The organism is Kitasatospora sp. NPDC048239 (assembly GCF_043202015.1).
Lineage (GTDB): Bacteria > Actinomycetota > Actinomycetes > Streptomycetales > Streptomycetaceae > Kitasatospora.
Genome location: NZ_JBICZP010000004.1, coordinates 151,416 through 167,054, shown reverse-complemented (window position 1 = coordinate 167,054; position 15,639 = coordinate 151,416). Strand labels below are relative to the sequence as shown.

The 15,639-nt window shown below is 76.4% G+C and carries 13 protein-coding genes; 12 read left to right on the top strand and 1 reads right to left on the bottom strand.

Going from position 1 to position 15,639, the window contains the following annotated elements; translation table 11 throughout:
* Position 1: 1 nt before the first annotated feature.
* The 10 genes from ACGFZP_RS12050 to ACGFZP_RS12005 all read left to right on the top strand — a co-directional run bounded on the left by ACGFZP_RS12050 (position 2) and on the right by ACGFZP_RS12005 (position 11,114).
* Positions 2–1,294 (top strand): hypothetical protein, encoded by a 1,293-nt coding sequence (locus tag ACGFZP_RS12050; RefSeq protein WP_392931281.1) that lies wholly within the window; start codon positions 2–4, stop codon positions 1,292–1,294.
* On the top strand, positions 1,284–2,888 hold the full coding sequence (locus ACGFZP_RS12045; protein ID WP_392931279.1) for an ATPase, T2SS/T4P/T4SS family: 1,605 nt from the start codon (positions 1,284–1,286) through the stop codon (positions 2,886–2,888). The genes ACGFZP_RS12050 and ACGFZP_RS12045 overlap by 11 nt, the downstream gene beginning before the upstream one ends.
* Positions 2,885–3,865: a type II secretion system F family protein gene (locus ACGFZP_RS12040; protein ID WP_392931277.1), complete on the top strand. Its 981-nt coding sequence runs from the start codon at positions 2,885–2,887 to the stop codon at positions 3,863–3,865. The genes ACGFZP_RS12045 and ACGFZP_RS12040 overlap by 4 nt, the downstream gene beginning before the upstream one ends.
* Positions 3,862–4,743 (top strand): hypothetical protein, encoded by an 882-nt coding sequence (locus ACGFZP_RS12035; protein ID WP_392931275.1) that lies wholly within the window; start codon positions 3,862–3,864, stop codon positions 4,741–4,743. Before ACGFZP_RS12040 ends, ACGFZP_RS12035 begins: the two co-directional genes overlap by 4 nt.
* Before the next feature lie 54 nt (positions 4,744–4,797).
* Positions 4,798–5,118 carry a hypothetical protein gene (locus tag ACGFZP_RS12030; RefSeq protein ID WP_392931274.1) on the top strand — a complete coding sequence of 107 codons (321 nt, stop codon included), beginning with the start codon at positions 4,798–4,800 and terminating at the stop codon, positions 5,116–5,118.
* Between the two features lie 35 nt (positions 5,119–5,153).
* Entirely contained in the window at positions 5,154–5,633 is a 480-nt protein-coding gene (locus ACGFZP_RS12025; protein ID WP_392931272.1) for a TadE/TadG family type IV pilus assembly protein, read from the top strand.
* Between the two features lie 95 nt (positions 5,634–5,728).
* On the top strand, positions 5,729–6,133 hold the full coding sequence (locus tag ACGFZP_RS12020; RefSeq protein WP_392931270.1) for a TadE/TadG family type IV pilus assembly protein: 405 nt from the start codon (positions 5,729–5,731) through the stop codon (positions 6,131–6,133).
* 256 nt (positions 6,134–6,389) lie between these two features.
* Positions 6,390–6,785 carry a hypothetical protein gene (locus tag ACGFZP_RS12015; protein ID WP_392931268.1) on the top strand — a complete coding sequence of 132 codons (396 nt, stop codon included), beginning with the start codon at positions 6,390–6,392 and terminating at the stop codon, positions 6,783–6,785.
* Positions 6,785–10,546 carry a BTAD domain-containing putative transcriptional regulator gene (locus ACGFZP_RS12010; protein ID WP_392931266.1) on the top strand — a complete coding sequence of 1,254 codons (3,762 nt, stop codon included), beginning with the start codon at positions 6,785–6,787 and terminating at the stop codon, positions 10,544–10,546. The genes ACGFZP_RS12015 and ACGFZP_RS12010 overlap by 1 nt, the downstream gene beginning before the upstream one ends.
* A gap of 133 nt (positions 10,547–10,679) precedes the next feature.
* Positions 10,680–11,114 (top strand): VOC family protein, encoded by a 435-nt coding sequence (locus tag ACGFZP_RS12005; RefSeq protein WP_392931264.1) that lies wholly within the window; start codon positions 10,680–10,682, stop codon positions 11,112–11,114.
* Between the two features lie 60 nt (positions 11,115–11,174).
* Here ACGFZP_RS12005 and ACGFZP_RS12000 read toward each other — a convergent pair whose 3' ends face one another.
* A complete protein-coding gene (locus ACGFZP_RS12000; protein ID WP_392931262.1) occupies positions 11,175–11,837 on the bottom strand; it encodes a TetR/AcrR family transcriptional regulator in 663 nt (220 codons plus the stop codon).
* Positions 11,838–11,902: 65 nt separating this feature from the next.
* Here ACGFZP_RS12000 and ACGFZP_RS11995 point away from each other — a divergent pair, with 65 nt between their 5' ends.
* Positions 11,903–12,859, top strand: coding sequence for a hypothetical protein (locus tag ACGFZP_RS11995; RefSeq protein ID WP_392931260.1), 957 nt, complete (start codon positions 11,903–11,905; stop codon positions 12,857–12,859).
* A 510-nt stretch (positions 12,860–13,369) separates the two neighbouring features.
* Complete coding sequence (locus tag ACGFZP_RS11990) at positions 13,370–15,562, top strand: hypothetical protein (RefSeq protein ID WP_392931258.1); 2,193 nt, start codon at positions 13,370–13,372, stop codon at positions 15,560–15,562.
* The last annotated feature ends 77 nt before the right edge of the window (positions 15,563–15,639 follow it).

Here is a 15,639-nt window from a genome sequence, read left to right as displayed (position 1 = left end):
GATGGCTGTCATCGCGGTGGTCGGGGGCCCGGGCGCACCGGGCGCGACCACGACGGCGCTGGCGCTGCTGCTGGCCTGGCCGCTGCAGCCCGGGCGCCGCATCCTGCTGGTGGAATGCGACCCGGACGGCGGCGCGGTGCTCGCCGGCGCGCTGGAGGGCCGGGTCGAGGCGGTCTACGGGCTGCGCAACCTCGCCGTCGCCGACCGGCGCGGGCTGCTCGCCCAGGCGCTCTGGGAGCAGCTGATCGACCTCTCGCCCGACGGGAACGCCGAGCGGCTGCTGCTGCCCGGACTGACCGACCCCACCCAGGCCCCGGGGCTCGCCTACACCTGGGAGCCGCTGATGGAGGTGCTGCACGGGCTGGAGCAGCAGGGCTACGACGTGCTCCTGGACCTCGGGCGCTCCGGCGCCACCGGGGTCAGTGCCGTCCTGGCGCGCCGGGCGGACGTGGTCGCGGTGACCGTGCGGACCACCCTGCGCGGACTGAGCGCGGTCCGCCCCCGGCTGGCCGCGCTGACCGAGGACCTGGCGGCGGCGGGCACCGGCGCGGACGCGCTCGGGCTGCTGCTGATCGCCGAGGGGCCGTACTCGGCGGCCGAGGTGTCGCGGGAGTTCGGCCTTCCGGTGCTCGGGCTGCTGCCCCACGCGGCGCGGACGGCTCGGGTGCTGTCGGACGGCGGGGACAGCACCGACCGGCGGTTCATCCGCTCGGAGCTGATGCGGACCGCCCGGTCGGCGGCGGACGAGGTCCAGCTGCTGGTGCGGCGCCGGCGGCAGCGGCTGGCGCCCTCGGCTGCGCCCGCTCCGGTGCCGATCGCTCCGGCTCCCGTTGCTCCGGCTCCCGTTGCTCCGGGGGCGGTTGCCCCGGGGTCGGTCGGCCAGGGCTTCGGCGTCCACGAGCCGGGCGCCCCGGGCCCGGGCGGCCCCGGCTTCGGGGGCCCGGGCTCCGGCTTCGGCACGCCCGAGGCGGCTCCCGAGGGGCAGCCGTTCGCGTACGCGCCGCCGCAGCCCGTCCCGCCGGTGATCACCACCGGGCCGGTGGCGCCGCTCGCCGGGCTGGCACCGCAGCCGGCCGCTCCCGCGCCCTTCCCGGCGCACGTGCAGCAGGCCGCGCCGTTCCCGGCGCACGTCCAGCCGGCCGCGCCCTCGCCGTTCCCCGCGCACGTCCAGCAGCCCGCGCCCGGGGCCGGCCAGGTCCAGCCGGGCCCGCCGGCCGACCCCGACGGGGTGCCGCAGTACGGCCATCCGCAGCAGTCGCACATCACCTACGGGGAGGTGCTCCGTGCGCGGTAGCCCCCTGCACCAGCACCCGGCGGCCGACCCGGCCGGGCTGCCGTGGACCGCGGCCCCGCCGGTGGCCCAGCCGGTTGGTTCGCCGGCGGTCCAGCCCGGGCCGGTCACCCCGGGCCCGGTCGCGCCCGCGTACCAGAGCGGCTCCGCGACCCCCACCGCCGTCCCCTCCCAGCTCCCCTCGCTCGACCGGCGCGGCGCCGGCACCCGGCCGGCCGTCGACCCGCAGGTGGCACGCGAGCTCAAGCGCCAGGTCGCCGCCGAACTGCACCAGCAGATCACCCGGTTGACCGCCGCCTCCGGCGCCGAGCCGGACCGCGCCACCCGCCGCCAGCGCGGCCGGGCGCTGATCGAGGAGGCCGTCGCCCGCTGGTCGGACGCCTACGCGCAGACCCACGGGATCCCGCCCACCCGCGAGCAGGACCGCGCGCTCGCCGAGGCCGTCTTCGACCTGCTGTTCCGCGCCGGGCGGCTCCAGCCCTACCTGGACGACCCGGAGATCGAGAACATCCTGATCAACGGCTGCGACGACGTCTGGGTCTCCCGGGTGCACCAACCCCTGCGCCAGGTCCCGCCGGTGGCCGACAGCGACGCCGAACTCGTCGAACTGCTCCAGGACCTGGCCCGCCAGCACGGCGGCGGCGAGCGCAGCCTCTCCACCGCCAGCCCGACGCTCGCCCTGCGCCTGGAGGGCGGCATGCGCCTCCAGGCGCTCACCGAGGTCACCCCGCGGCCCTACGTGGCGATCCGCCGCCACCGGGTGGCCTCGGCGACCCTCCCCGAAATGGTCCAACTCGGCACCCTGGACTCCACCCTGGCCGCCTTCCTGGCCGCGGCGATCCGGGCCAGGAAGAACGTGATGATCACCGGCACCCAGGGCGTCGGCAAGACCAGCCTGCTGCGCGCGATGGCCGCCGAGATCCCGCCGGACGAGCGGATCGGCACCCTGGAGTCGGAGTTCGAACTCTGGCTGCACACCCTCGGCCACCTGCGCCAGGTCGTCCCGATGGAGGCCCGGGAGGGCAACGGCGAGCGCGTCGACGGCCGGATCGCGGGTGAGCTGACCATCGGCGACCTCATCCCCGCGGCGCTGCGGATGACCCTCTCCCGGATCATCGTCGGCGAGGTCCGCTCCGGCGAGGTCGTCCCGATGCTGCGGGTGATGACCAACGGCGAGGGCGGCTCGATGTGCACGCTGCACGCCCGCGGCCCGCACATGGTGGTCGACCGGATCGCCGAACTCTGCCTGGAGTACGGCTCGCACATGACCGACGCCCTCGCCTACCGGCTCACCGCCAACGCCGTCGACCTGATCGTGCACGTGGCGATGGTCGACGAGACCGCCGTCGGCGGCCGCCGGCACCGCTTCGTCTCGCACGTCCTGGAGGTGGCAGGCCTCGGAGAGAGCGGCCGGCCGGCGCTGAACACCGTCTTCGGCCCGCGCCCCGAACTCGGCGAGCCGCGCGCCGTCCCGCACACCCCGCCGAACTGCCTGGACGACCTGCGCCGGGCCGGCTTCGACGCCGCGCTGCTCGGCTCCCGGTACGGGAGCTGGACGGGGCCGCTCCAGCTGCGGATCGGCGGTGGCGCGCGATGATGCTGCTCTACGCCCTGTGCGGGCTGCTGGTCATGACCGGCCTGGTCGCGCTGGTGACCTGGGCCCGCGGCAGCGAGGACACGGGCGACGACGAGGACCGGACCCGCAGTCCGCTGACCGGCCGCGCCCACGTGTTCTGGTACGGCGCGCCCGGCACCACCCCCGCCCGGGTGGTGCGGCTGCGCCGGGTCCAGCTTCCGCTGACCCTGGTCGGCGCGCCGCTGGGCTGGCTGTTCACCGGGATCCCGCTCACCGCGCTGCTGGTGCCGCTCGGCGTCTTCGGCCTGCCCTGGCTGTTCGACACCACCCGCCCGGACACCCACCGGATCGAGCGGCTGGAGGCGCTCTCCGAGTGGACCCAGCGCATCGCGGACGTGCTGCTGCTCGGCGTCGGCCTCAACCAGGCCATCGTCACCAGCCGCCGCACCGCCCCCGCGGCCCTGGAGGAGGAGATCGGCGAACTGGCCGCCCGGCTGCAGGCCCGCTGGCGGCCCGAGGAGGCGCTGCGCGCCTTCGCCGACAGCCTCGCCGACGCCACCGCCGACAAGGTGCTCGCCGCGCTGCTGCTGCGCTCCGGGGACAGCGGGCCGGGCCTCGCCCGGGCCCTGTCCGACATGGCGGACTCGGTCCGCGAGGAGGTCCGCCAGCGCCGCACCATCGAGGCCGACCGGGCCAAGCACCGCACCACCATCCGCTGGCTGGTCGGCATCATCGTGCTGGTCGTGGTCATCGGCTCGTTCAACACCGACTACACCCGGCCGTACAGCACGGTGCTCGGGCAGGTCGTGCTCGCCGTGGTCGCCGCGCTGTTTGTCGCGGTGATCGCCTGGATGCGCGCGCTCGCCTCGCACCCGCCGGTACCCCGGCTGCTGGAGGCCGACCGGCGCAGCCGCACCGGCCGCCGGTCCGCGCCCGGGGAGGGCCTGGACGGCTCCGCCGAGGGCGAGCGCCTCCTCGGCCTCGGGGAGGTCCGATGATCTCCCCCTGGTCCGTGCTGGCCGGCGCCCTCGCGGCCGGCGGCGTCGCCATGCTGATATCCGAACTCCGGCCCGCGCCACCCGACCTGGGCCAGGCCCTGGACCGGCTGCACCGCACGCCCGCCGAGCGGGAGCCCGACCCGGACGAGCGGCCGCGCTGGTTCGACCGGATCGGCGAGCGCTCCCTCGCCCTGCGCGGGGTGCGCATCCCGCAGCGCGAACTGTCGCTGATCGGCCGCACCCCGGCCCGGTTCATGGCGCACAAGCTGCTGTTCGCCGTCATCGGCCTCGTCCTGCCGGCCTACCTGGCCGCGATGGCGGTGCTGCTCGACGTCGGCCTGCCGTTCGCGCTGCCGCTGGTGGTCGGACCGCTGCTGGCCGGGCTGTTCTGGTTCGTCCCGGACGCCATCGTGCGGGGTGAGGCCAAGGAGGCCAGGACCGAGTACCTGCACGGCATCGCCGCCTACCTGGAACTCGTCGCGCTGGAGCGGGCCGCCGACTGCGGTCCCGCCGAGGCGCTGCGCCGGGCCGCCTCGGTCGGGCGCGGCACGGTGTTCCGCCGGATCCGGGACGCCCTGGACCGCGCCGCCACCGACCGGCTGCCGCCCTGGGCCGGCCTGGACGCGCTCGCCGCCGAGCTCGGCCTCACCCCGCTGCAGGACGTCGCCGACATCATGCGGCTCTCCGGCACCGACGGCGCGGCCGTGTACGACACGCTGCGGGCCCGCGCCAAGGGCCTGCGCGGCGAGTTGCTGGCCGAGGACCTGGCCAGGGCCAACGCGGACAGCGAGCGGATGGTCGCGCCGGGGGCCGCCCTGACCTTGCTGATGACCGCCCTGATCGTCTTCCCCGCGCTCCACCAGATGCTCAACGGCTAGTCCGGCAGCGGACGTTGCGAGCAGCTGTCACCACACCACCTCCCGGGAGTCCTGATGACCGTCCACCTGAAAGACCTGGCAGGCAGGTTCCTTCGACCTGTCCTGCTGCCCGTGCAGTTCGCGCTGCTGCTCTTCACCTTCCGGATGGGCCGCCTGCGGGCCGCCCGGGCCCGTGGCGACCGGGGTGCGATCAGCATCGAACTCGCCCTGGCCATCATCGCGTTGGTATTCGTCGCCGGGGCCGTGGCGGTGGCGCTGTACACGCTGAAGGACAAGGTCGTGAAGAAGGTCGAGCAGGATCCGAACCTGCCGGGTGCGGGCGCCGCGGGCGGTGCCGCCGCCGGTGGCGCGGCGGGCGGTGCGAACGGCTCGTGACGTACCGACCCCGTCGCCGTGGCGACCGAGGGGCGATGAGCCTGAGCCTGGCCATCGTCTTCCCGGTCGTGCTCCTGCTCGTGCTGCTCGTCGTCCAGGGCTCGATGTGGTGGTACAGCCGCCAACTCGCGCTCACCGCCGCCCGCGAGGGCGTGGACGCGGGCCGGATGCAGGGGAACGCCGGTGACGCGGTCAAGAACGCCGCGGCGGTCGGGCAGGCCGAGGACTTCCTCCGGCGGCAGGGCGGGCGGGACTTCGAGGTCGGCACGGCCGGCAGTACGCCGGAGCTGATCCGGGTCACGGTGAGCGTGCGGTCGGCGATGCTGGTCCCCGGCATCCCCGGCATCACCATCACGCAGTCGGCGCAGGCCCCGCGCGAGCGGTTCGTCCCGCCGGTCGTGTCGACGCCGAGGCCGGGTGCGTCGAAGCCGGCGGGTGCGGCGGCGGCCGGTCCGTCCGCGGGTGCGCCTTCGGGTGCGCCGTCATCGGGTGCGCCGTCCAGGCAGGGGCCGTGAAGGGGCCGGGGCCGCGTCGGCGGTCAGTCCGGCTGCCGGGCGCGGTGCGGTCGGGCCGGCTCGTGCGGTCCGGCCGCGGACGGGACGGTGGCGGGGTGGCGATCGAGGCGGCGATCGTCGCTCCGGCCGTCGTCACGCTGATCCTGCTCGCCATCGCGGCCGGCCGGGTGCAGACCACGGCCTCCGCGGTGGAGGCGGCCGCCCGCTCCGCGGCCAGGACGGTCTCGCTGGCCCGCAGTGCGGACGCGACGGCCACGGACGCGGTGGCGGAGCGGGCCGCCCGGGAGGTCCTCGCCCAACAGGGCGTCGACTGCGGCAGGCTGGACGTCGCGACCGAGGACGGGGTGCTGCACACCGGGGCCGGCGACCTGGCCACCCTCACCGTGCGGGTCAGCTGCACGGTCGGTCTGTCGGACCTGGTGGCCGGGCCGAACCTGCCGGTGACGAAGACCCTCGTCGGGCGGTTCGTCTCGGTGGTCGACCGTTACCGGGGGCGGTGACGGCGGGGTGGCGCGGCCGGCGGTGACGAGGTGCCCGGGGCGGGGGTTGGGGGCGGCCCAGGCGGGGGAGACGCAAGCGGAGGGCGTCGGGGGACGCCGATCGGACGACGGAACGGCCCCGGGCGGGGCAGCCGGGGGAGACGGCGGTAGGGGAGGGGGCGCGATGGGGCGCGCACGGCTTGCAGGGCTCGGCGGGGGCGCCCGGCGTGCCCGCGGGCGCCGCGGACGGTCGGACCGCGGATCGATCGCGATCTTCGTGGCGATCTGTTCCGCCTTCCTGGTCCTCGTCATCGCCCTCGTGGTCGACGCAGGCGGCCGCCTGCGGGTGGCCGAGCGGACCGACGGCGTCGCGCTGGAGGCCGCCCGGGTGGTCGGCCAGCAGCTCGACGAGGCGGCCGTGCTCCAGGGCGAGGGGTACAAGGTCAAGGAGCAGTACGCCAAGGACGCCGTCAACAGCTACCTGGGCCTGTACGAACGGGCCTACGGTCTGGCGGTCGACGACGTCCAGTTCTCCCCGGACGGCAGGGTCGTCACCGTCACGGTGACGGCCGACTACAAGCCGGTCCTGCTGGGCGAGCTCGGCAAGCGGAAGGTGAAGGGCAAGGGCAGCGCCACCCTCGTCCACGGAGTCGAGAAACCGGAGACCGACTGATGGCCGCGCCACGCGCCAAGGACCAAGCCCGCGCCCGACGTTCGGCGCACGGCACGCCCGCCTCCCCGGGAGCCGGCCGACGGCCGGCACCGCTGCCGCCGCGCCGGGGCCGCCGGGGCGGCTCGGTGATCACCGCGCTCGCGGCACTGGTCACCCTGCTCGGCCTGCTGGCCGGCGTCCCCGCACTGCTGCTCTACGGCACCCGGGCGGTCGCCGCGATGGGCGAGGTCGCACCCGACGGCCTCGGGCAGCTGCTGACCAGCCCGGACGACGGGCGGCTGTTCCTCTGGCTGCTGGTGGTGGTCGGCTGGCTCGGCTGGCTGTGCTTCGCGGCCTCCGTGCTGCTGGAGATCCCGGCGCAGCTGCGCGGGCGGATCGCCCGCCGGATCCCGGCGTTCGGCTGGAGCCAGCGGGTCGCGGCGGGCCTGGTCGGTTCGGTGATCGCGCTGCTGCCGGTGGCCGGTTCGGCCTTCGCGGCCGCCCCGGACCGGGCCCAGTCCGCCTCCGCACCAGCTCAGTTGACGATCGGGGCGCAGCGGGCCGCGCTGCCCGCCGCGCAGGCCGCGCCCGCGGTGGCGCCCGCCGCCGACCAGCAGCCCGCGTACACCGTGCGGGACAGCCGGCCGGCCGACAGCCTCTGGTCCATCGCCGAGCGCCAACTCGGCTCGGGCGAGCGGTGGGTGGAGATCGCCAAGCTCAACGACGGCCGGGTGATGGACGGTTCGGGTGTCCGCTTCGATGCGGACCGGCCGATCCAGCCCGGTTGGGAGCTGCTGATGCCGGGCGACGCGAAGGCGGACACGGCGCCGGCTCCCGCCCCGGCGCCCGCACCGGTCCCCCAGTCGGGGACTTCCGGTGGCGGGCACACGACCGTGACGGTCGGCGCCGGTGACAGCCTGTCGGCCATCGCCCAGCGGGAGTTGGGGGACGCCGAGGCGTGGCCGCAGCTCTTCGAGGCGAACCGGGGCGCCGCCGCGCCGGACGGTGAGACGCTCACCGATCCGGATGTGGTGGTACCGGGGATGGTGCTGACGCTGCCGGGGGCGGCTGCTCCTGCTCCGGCCCCTGCGCCTGCTCCCGCTCCGGCCCCTGCTCCCGAGCCGCCGGTCGGCCAGGCCCCTGCGCCGCCGGCCACCCCGGCACCCGCCCCCGCCACCCAGGCCCCGGCCCCCGCCACCCCGGCACCCGCGCCGGCCACCCAGGCGCCCGCCGCCCACGCCCCGGCCCCGGCCGCGCACGCGCAGGACGCCCCGAGCGACGACTACACCGTCGCCCTCGCCGCCTCCACGGTCGGTGTGCTGCTCGCCGCGATGATGGTCGGCACCGTCGCCCACAAGCGCGGCACCCAGCTGCGCGCCCGCCGCCCGCGCCACCGCATCGCCCTGCCCGCCACCCCGGCCGCCGCCTTCGAGGCCGAGCTCAAGGCCCGTCAGGACGACAGCGGCCTCGACCTGCTCGACCGCGCCCTGCGCACGATGGCCCGCAACACCGTCCGGGGCGGCAAGCGGCTGCCCGCCATCGTCGCCGCCCGGCTGACCCCCGGCCGCACGATCGAGCTCCACCTCTCCGGCCCGGCCGCGCCGATCGCGCCGTTCCGCGCCGCCCACGCCCCCAACGTCTGGTGGTGTGCCGCCGACTCCGGCGACCTGCTCTCGCCCTCGCAGGCCCGGAAGACCGCCGCGCCCTACCCGGCGCTGGTCACCCTCGGCTCGGCCCCCGACGGCTCGGTGGTCCTGGCCGACCTGGAGACCGTCCGGCTGCTCCACCTCTCCGGGCACCCCGACGACGCCCGCGACGTGATGCGCACCCTGGCCATAGAGCTGGCCCACAGCCCGCTCGCCGACCGCCTGCACCTGCACCTGGTCGACCTCGCCGAGGAGCTGCCGATCAGCGGTCCCGCCGCCGAGCGGGTCCACCGCCACACCACCCTGGAGGCCGCCCTCACCGCCCTCGGCCCGCGCACCGCCAAGGCCCGCGCCACGCTGGTCGCCGCCGACGCCGCCAGCCCCCGGGACGCACGCAGCCGGGGCGAGGCCGACGAGTCCTGGGTCCCGGAGATCGTGCTCTGCGCCCACCAGCCGGGGGGCGACATCCCCGCCGAGCTCGGCCGGCTGCTCGACGCCCGCCCCCGGACCTGCGTCGCCGTGATCACCCGCGCACCCGAGCGAGGCACCGGTCCGGTCGCCCGCTGGACCCTGCCCAGCACCGGCCCGGCCACCATCCCCGGCCTGCACCTCACCCTGGAGCTGCAGCGCCTGACCGGCTCGCAGTACGAGCAGGTCACCGAGCTGCTCCGGGCCGCCGACGACACCACCCAGCACCCGGCCCCCGCCTGGACCCTGGACGGCCCGGGTATCGACCTCGAACCGGCCGAACTCCCCGCCCCCGTCCCGGTGCTGGCCGCCGTCGGCGCTCCGGGGGAGCGCCCCGGAGACGGCGCGGACGGCGCGGAGGCGGCCGGTCCGCGGCTGTTGGCCCGGGTGATCGGCACCGGCGTCAGCCCGTTCGCGGGCACCGACCCGGCCGCGCCGGCCATGCCGGGGCCCGGCCGCTACCTGGTCAACGGCCTCGGCCGGCACGCGAGCCACCCCCTGGTGCAGTCCGAGCCGCAGTCGCGGCCGGAGCCTCGGCTGGAGGAGGAGCCGGAGGCCGACCTGGACGAGACCACCCAGAACCTGCGGCTGCCCACGGGCGCCGAGGTGGTCGTCCCCGTCCAGCCCCTCCCGCCGGCGCCCCCGGCCGAGCAGGCACCCGCCGTCGAGCCGGCCCCCGCGGCCGAGCCGGCGCCCGTGGCGGTACCGGAGCCCGCGCCGACGCACGACGCGGCGCCCGCGCCCACCGGTGCCGACCCGCGGATCCCCGCCCGCCCGGAGCCGGCCGCCGAGCCCGAGCCCGAGCCCGGCCCGGCCGCCGCCGCCCCGGTGGCCCGCACCACCTCCGGCCGCACCGACTGCGACGACCTGCTCGCGATCCTCCGCTCCCCGGAGGCGCACGCCGTCCGCACCGCCCCCCGCATCCGACTGCTCGGCCCGGTCGACGTGGTCAGCGCCGGCGGTACGGCCGAACCCGCCGCGCTGCCCCGGCTCACCGAGCTCGCCGCCTACCTGGCGCTGCGCCCGGGCGCCGACCACACCGCGCTGGACCACGACCTGCACCCCGGCGCGGCCCACCTCGACCCGCACCCCACCGCCGCCGACGCCACCAGCCCGCTGCCCGGCAAACTCGGCGACCTGGCCGCCTGGTTCGGCACCTCGCCCGAGGGCCGGGCCTTCCTGCCCACCGACACCGCCGAGGGCTACTCCTTCGCCCCGACCGTGACCTGCGACTGGGACGAGTTCCGCGGCCTCTACCGCCGCGGCATGCGCAGCACCAGCGCCACCGCCGACGCGGCCCTCGCCCACGCCCTCGCCCTGGTCCGGGGCGCACCGTTCGCGGAGGCGCCGCCCGCCGCGTACGGCTGGGCCGAGGCCGAGCGGCAGGACATGATCGCCGCGATCGTCGACACCGCCCACGAACTCGCCGCCCGCCGCCTCCAGTACGGCGACCACCGCAGCGCCGAGGCCGCCGTCTTCCGCGGCCTCGCCGTGGCCCCGGACGTCGAACTCCTGCACCGCGACCTCTTCTACGCCTACGCCTCGGCCGGCGCCCGCGACCAGCTGCTGCGGGCCGTCAACCGCCTCGACGCCCTCAGCCGCCGCACCGGCCGCGAGCTCGACGCGGACACCGTGGCCCTGCTCCGCGACCTCCTGTCGGGGGCGTGACCATCGGCCCGGGAGGAGGGTCCTCAACCGTGAGCACTGTCGGCGGATCATTTGCGCCGTCCGAGCGCACCCGGTGGATCGCGAGCCGTGGTGACGGTCGGTGGCTGTCAGAGGTCGGCAGTACCGTCCCGTCATGGCAGCCAAAATCGATCTGACCCTGGATTGCGCGAACGCACGGCTCCTCGCCGACTTCTGGAAGACGGCACTGGGCTACATCGACGAGCCGCCGCCTGCGCCCTTCAAGACGCGCGAGGAGTGGCTCGCGCAGTTCGACCTGCCGGAGGACGACTCCGCGGACGGCGGGGCGTGGCTCTGCGATCCCGACGGCGTCGGCCCCCGACTCTCCATCCTCACGGTGTCCGAACCGAAGACGGCGAAGAACCGGCTTCATATCGACGTCCGGGTGCCGGGGCACGGTGGTCCCGATGAGCGGTGGGCGCGGATCAAGGCGGAGTCCGAGCGGCTGGTGAAGGCGGGCGGGGCCGTCCTGGAGGAGTTCGACGGGCATCACGTCGTGATGGCCGACCCGGAGGGCAACGAGTTCTGCATCGCCGCAGCCTCGGTCTGAAGCGGCCCGGGGCGGGGGCGCACCCCGACCTCCGCCCGGCCGGGCCCCGCATCGTGGACGTCATGCGGGGCCCGGGCCGAGGCCCGGGCGCGGGTCGGCGGGGGGCGGATAGCCGTCGAGTCCTGACTGCAGCAGGTCGAAGGCCTGCCGGGTGGCGAGGAGGACGGAGCGCCTGATCTCCTCCGCCGGCTCGCCCGCGACCACCCGGCGGTGGATCTCGTGGGTGGTCGCCCGGTAGGCCCCGGCGATGGCCCCGGCGAGCAGTCGGGGCAGCGGGTCCTCCGGGGCGGCCCCGGTCTCCTCGGCGAGGGCCGCCGCGAGCGCGGCCTCGGAGCGTTCGGCGATCTCGCGGCCGCGGGCCTGGAGGGCGGGGCTGTCGGCGACCACCTGCCAGAACGGCTTCGCCTGGTCGTTCAGCCCGAGGGTCGGCTCGTCGCGTTCGAGCGCCGCCAGCAGCCCGTCGCGGACGGCGCCGGCCGCGGAGCGGCCCGTCGGCCGGGTGCGGACGAGCTCGGCGAGCTGCGCCTCCACCTCGCTCTGCCGGTCGAAGAACAGGTCCTCCTTGGTGGGGAAGTAGTTGAAGACCGTGTTCACGGACACCCCGGCGGCCCGGGCGACCTCGGCCACGGTGACCTGGTCGAAGCCGTGCTGGAGGAAGAGCCCGGTCGCCGTGTCGGCGAGGGTGGCCCGGGTCTGCTGCTTCTTGAGCTCACGGAGTCCCATGGCCTGAATCATAGGGTCGCAGCAAAATTGGTGTGACACCAAAAATTTCGTCTAGGGTGGGATCCATGACCTTCACCTTCGGGATCTACCCGGGCGCCGCCCTGGGCAGCGACACCGGCATCGTGCACCCCGTCAGCCCCGACCGGCCGGAGGGGATCACCGCCGCGCTGCGTCGGCTCCAGGGCGATGCCCCGACCCTGCTGGTCCGCGCCTACCGCCCCTACCCGGCAGGCGACGGCCCGGACACCCGCGCCACCCCGGCCGACCCCGTGCGCTACCTCGGCGAAGGCCGCAGGCTCGACCTGGTGCTCACGTTCCGCGAGCCGGGCGACGAACTCGACGGCTGGCTGGACTTCGTCCGGGCCACCGTGCGGACCGACGGCCCGCACCTGGCGACGCTCCAACTCTGCGAGGAGCCCAACCTGGACCTCCCGGCCCTCGACGGCAGCATGCCGAACGTGCTCCGTGCCCTGGTCCAGGGCGTCATCGCGGCCAAGGAGGAGGCCCGGGCCTGCGGCCACGACATCGCCGTCGGCTTCAACGCGGTGCCGACCTTCGACCCCGCCGACACCTTCTGGCCGGACCTCGGCGCGCTGGCCGACGACCGCTTCCACCGTTCCCTGGACTACGTCGGCCTGGACTTCTTCCCCGACGTCTTCCACCCCCAGCCGGCGGACCGACTGCCCGGCGCGGTGGCCGCGGTCCTCACCGCCTTCCGCGACACCAGCCTCCCGAAGGCCGGCATCGGCCGCGAGGTGCCCATCCGGATCTGCGAGAACGGCTGGCCCACCGGACCGGACCGCACCGAGCAGCGCCAGGCCGAGGTCGTCGAGACCGTGATCCGCGCGGTGGCCGGACTCCGCGAGGAGCTCAACCTCACCGGGTACTCCTTCTTCGACCTGCGCGACGCCGACAGCGCGGGCACCGGCCTGTTCGACCGCTTCGGCCTCCTGCGGGACGACTACACCCCCAAGCCCGCCTTCGACACCTACCGCCGACTGATCGGGGAACTGACGGTCTGACCAGCGGGCCCCCTGGACCTCGCTCCGGTGGGCGCCTGTCGACGGGTGGAGAGACCCTCCCGGTCCGGTCTCGTGTGCGGCATGGCGAACGAACCAGACCCGGCCCCGGCGGGCAGCGCGCTCTCCCGGGACGTCTGCACCTGCTTCGGCCGGCACGAGGGCCGGATCGATCCGGTCCAGCAGCGGATTGCGGTCGGCTCCCGGCGGCCCGCCGGCCGTCCGATGGGTCGGGTACCCGTTCGGGAACTGATGGCGTGTCGCCCCGAACGGGAGGAGCGGCCCGTCGACATCGAGGAAGAGAAGAGGCGGTGCGGCATCCGTCATCGCTGTACGGTAGCGGCCGTCGGGCCGACCCGGCCTGGATCGGGTGTGCCGGGATCTCGTAGGGTGGCGGAAACAGACGTGGTGGACGGCACCACGGGGCAAGGGCATCAGACGCCGTTCAGCGGCGGGGCGGGGCGGTGACCAGAGATGGCGGAGGCTACGGCTGTCCCCGGGAGTCCGGAACCCGTGGCGGATGCCGTGCCGCCGCCGGGGCCGCCGGGCAACCCGTACGAGGAGCACACCCCCGGCCCCGCCGCGCTGTACGAGCCCCCGGCCGCGCCCGTCGCACCGCCGACCGGATGGACCGTCACCGGGATCCCCCTGGTGGCCCCGCCGCCCGCGGCGACACCGCCGCCGTTCACCGCGCCCGGCGCCACGCCCGCCCACGGGGTGAGCGGCCTCGGCGCCCCCGGCGGACTCGGACCGGGCGGACCGCGCGGGCGGATCCTCGTCGTCGAGGGCGGCTACGGCAACTCCGGCCGCCGCACCTGGGGCCGTGGAGGCCCCACCCAGGCGCCGGTGCTGTCCGCGATGCTCGCCGCCGTCTCACCGCAGGTCCTGCTCGCGGCCGACGCCGTGGACGCCGTCCACCTGCCCGGCGCCAGCGACCCGCACACCGTCCTCGCCCACCTGCGGGCGGCCGCCCGCCACCCCGGACCGCTGCTCGTCCACCTCGGCGGCCACCTGGTCGCGGACAAGCGCAGCGGCCAGCTCCACCTCACCCTCCGTGACTCCAAGCCCGGCAGCGTCCGGCAGGACGGCCTGCCCTGGCAGTCCGTGGCCGCCGAGCTGCGGCACCGGCCCGCCGACTGGCCGACCCTGGTCATCGCCGACCTGAGCGCCGATCAGAACGCCTGGCCGTTCCTCCAGAGCCCCGTCTCACCGCTCACCGACGGGCTGCCGCTCTGGGCGGTGGTCAGCCCGGACCCGGAGCAGATCGGCACCTTCACCCGCGCGCTGATCGAGGCCCTGCACGGCGGCCGGCCCGGCGTGGACGCCGTCCTGACGCCGGAGCAGTTGCGCCAGCAGGTGTACTCGGTGCTGCGGCCCGACGTGGCCATCCTGGCCACCCATGCGCCGGACCGCCCGTTCTTCCGCAACACCGCCCGCCGCGCCGAGGGCCCGCTGCTGGACTCCGTCCCGTTCGAGGGCCGTCGCCCGCCCGCGGTGCTGCCCCGTCCCTCGGCGCCGCACCCCGCGCCGGGCCGGCCCGCCGTCACGCTCGACAAGCCGGCGGCCCCGGCGGGGATGCCGATGGCGGACGCGGCCCCCGTGCCGGCCCCGGCAGCCGCGCCCGCGTTCGTGCCGGCCCCCGCGGCCCCGTTCGTGTCCGAGTCCGTGTCCGCGCCGGCGCCTTCGGCAGCGGCGGCGCCGGTGGCCGCGGAGCTGCTCGGCCCGGTCAGCCTGCTGAAGGCGGCCGTCCCGCCGACCCCGCCGCCCCCGGCCCGGCCGGTCAATCTGCTGAAGGCGTACGCCTGGCGGGCGGTGGCCTCCGCCGGCGTCAGGCTGGCCAAGGCCAGCCCGGTGGACGCGTTGCCGTTCGACGCCCTGCCGGTGGATGAGGTGCCGGTGGGCGCCGTGCCGACGGACGCTGCGCCGGTGGATGCGGTGCCCGAGGCGGACGCCCTCCTGGACGCGGCCGAGGCGGCGCCCGCTGCGCCCGCGCCCCCCGTCCCCGAGCCGACGGCCGCCGAGCCCTTGGACGCCGTGCCGAGCGACGCCGTGCCCGCTGCCGAGCCGAGCGACGGCGCGCCCGCTGCCGTGCCGAGCGACGCCGAGCCCGCTGCCGAGCCGAGCGACGCCGAGCCCGCCGACGAACCGTCTGACGCCACCCCCGCCCCCGCCCCGGCCGACACCCCCGCCGACGCCCCCGTCGAGGCCGCCACCGAGGCCGCCGCCGAGGCCGCCACCGACGACCCCCCGGCCACGCCGCCCCGGGCCGACTACCGCGAGGTGATCGGCCGGATCGTCCGCAGCGCGGACGCCGGGGACCACGCCGCCGCCACCGACCTCGCCTTCGCGCTCGAACTGGAGGCGATCGCCGAGCACGGCGCCTTCTCCGCCCCCGTGCTCCAGGTCAGGCAGGTCCGGGCGCACGTCTCCCGCCTCGCCGGCCGGGTCACCGAGGCGGCGGACATCTACCGCGAGGTGGCCCTCACCCTGCTGCGCGCGCAGGGCCCGGACCACCCGGAGACCCAGCAGGCGGCCACCAACGCCGAGGCGTGCTGGCGTGCGATCAAGGACCGTACGGAGGCCATCCGGATCGCCCCGGAGATCATCGAGCTCCGCGCCTACCTGCCGGGCACCGACGGCCGCAAGCTCCGCGCCGCCGAGCGCTACCTGGCCCAGCTCGCCGCGGCGGGCGCCGACCACGCCTGACGAGCGCAGACCGCACCCGCCGGCCACCCCCGCCCGACGGCGGAACGCCGAAGGAGCAGGAAGTCGGCCCGGCCGAC

What these genes read in the sequence shown, in the direction of transcription:
- ACGFZP_RS12050 (WP_392931281.1), top strand. Translation starts at nt 2, where the DNA reads ATGGCTGTCATCGCGGTGGTCGGGGGCCCGGGCGCACCGGGCGCGACC.
- ACGFZP_RS12040 (WP_392931277.1), top strand. Translation starts at nt 2,885, where the DNA reads ATGATGCTGCTCTACGCCCTGTGCGGGCTGCTGGTCATGACCGGCCTG.
- ACGFZP_RS12035 (WP_392931275.1), top strand. Translation starts at nt 3,862, where the DNA reads ATGATCTCCCCCTGGTCCGTGCTGGCCGGCGCCCTCGCGGCCGGCGGC.
- ACGFZP_RS12030 (WP_392931274.1), top strand. Translation starts at nt 4,798, where the DNA reads ATGACCGTCCACCTGAAAGACCTGGCAGGCAGGTTCCTTCGACCTGTC.
- ACGFZP_RS12025 (WP_392931272.1), top strand. Translation starts at nt 5,154, where the DNA reads ATGAGCCTGAGCCTGGCCATCGTCTTCCCGGTCGTGCTCCTGCTCGTG.
- ACGFZP_RS12010 (WP_392931266.1), top strand. Translation starts at nt 6,785, where the DNA reads ATGGCCGCGCCACGCGCCAAGGACCAAGCCCGCGCCCGACGTTCGGCG.
- ACGFZP_RS12005 (WP_392931264.1), top strand. Translation starts at nt 10,680, where the DNA reads ATGGCAGCCAAAATCGATCTGACCCTGGATTGCGCGAACGCACGGCTC.
- ACGFZP_RS12000 (WP_392931262.1), bottom strand. Translation starts at nt 11,837, where the DNA reads ATGGGACTCCGTGAGCTCAAGAAGCAGCAGACCCGGGCCACCCTCGCC.
- ACGFZP_RS11995 (WP_392931260.1), top strand. Translation starts at nt 11,903, where the DNA reads ATGACCTTCACCTTCGGGATCTACCCGGGCGCCGCCCTGGGCAGCGAC.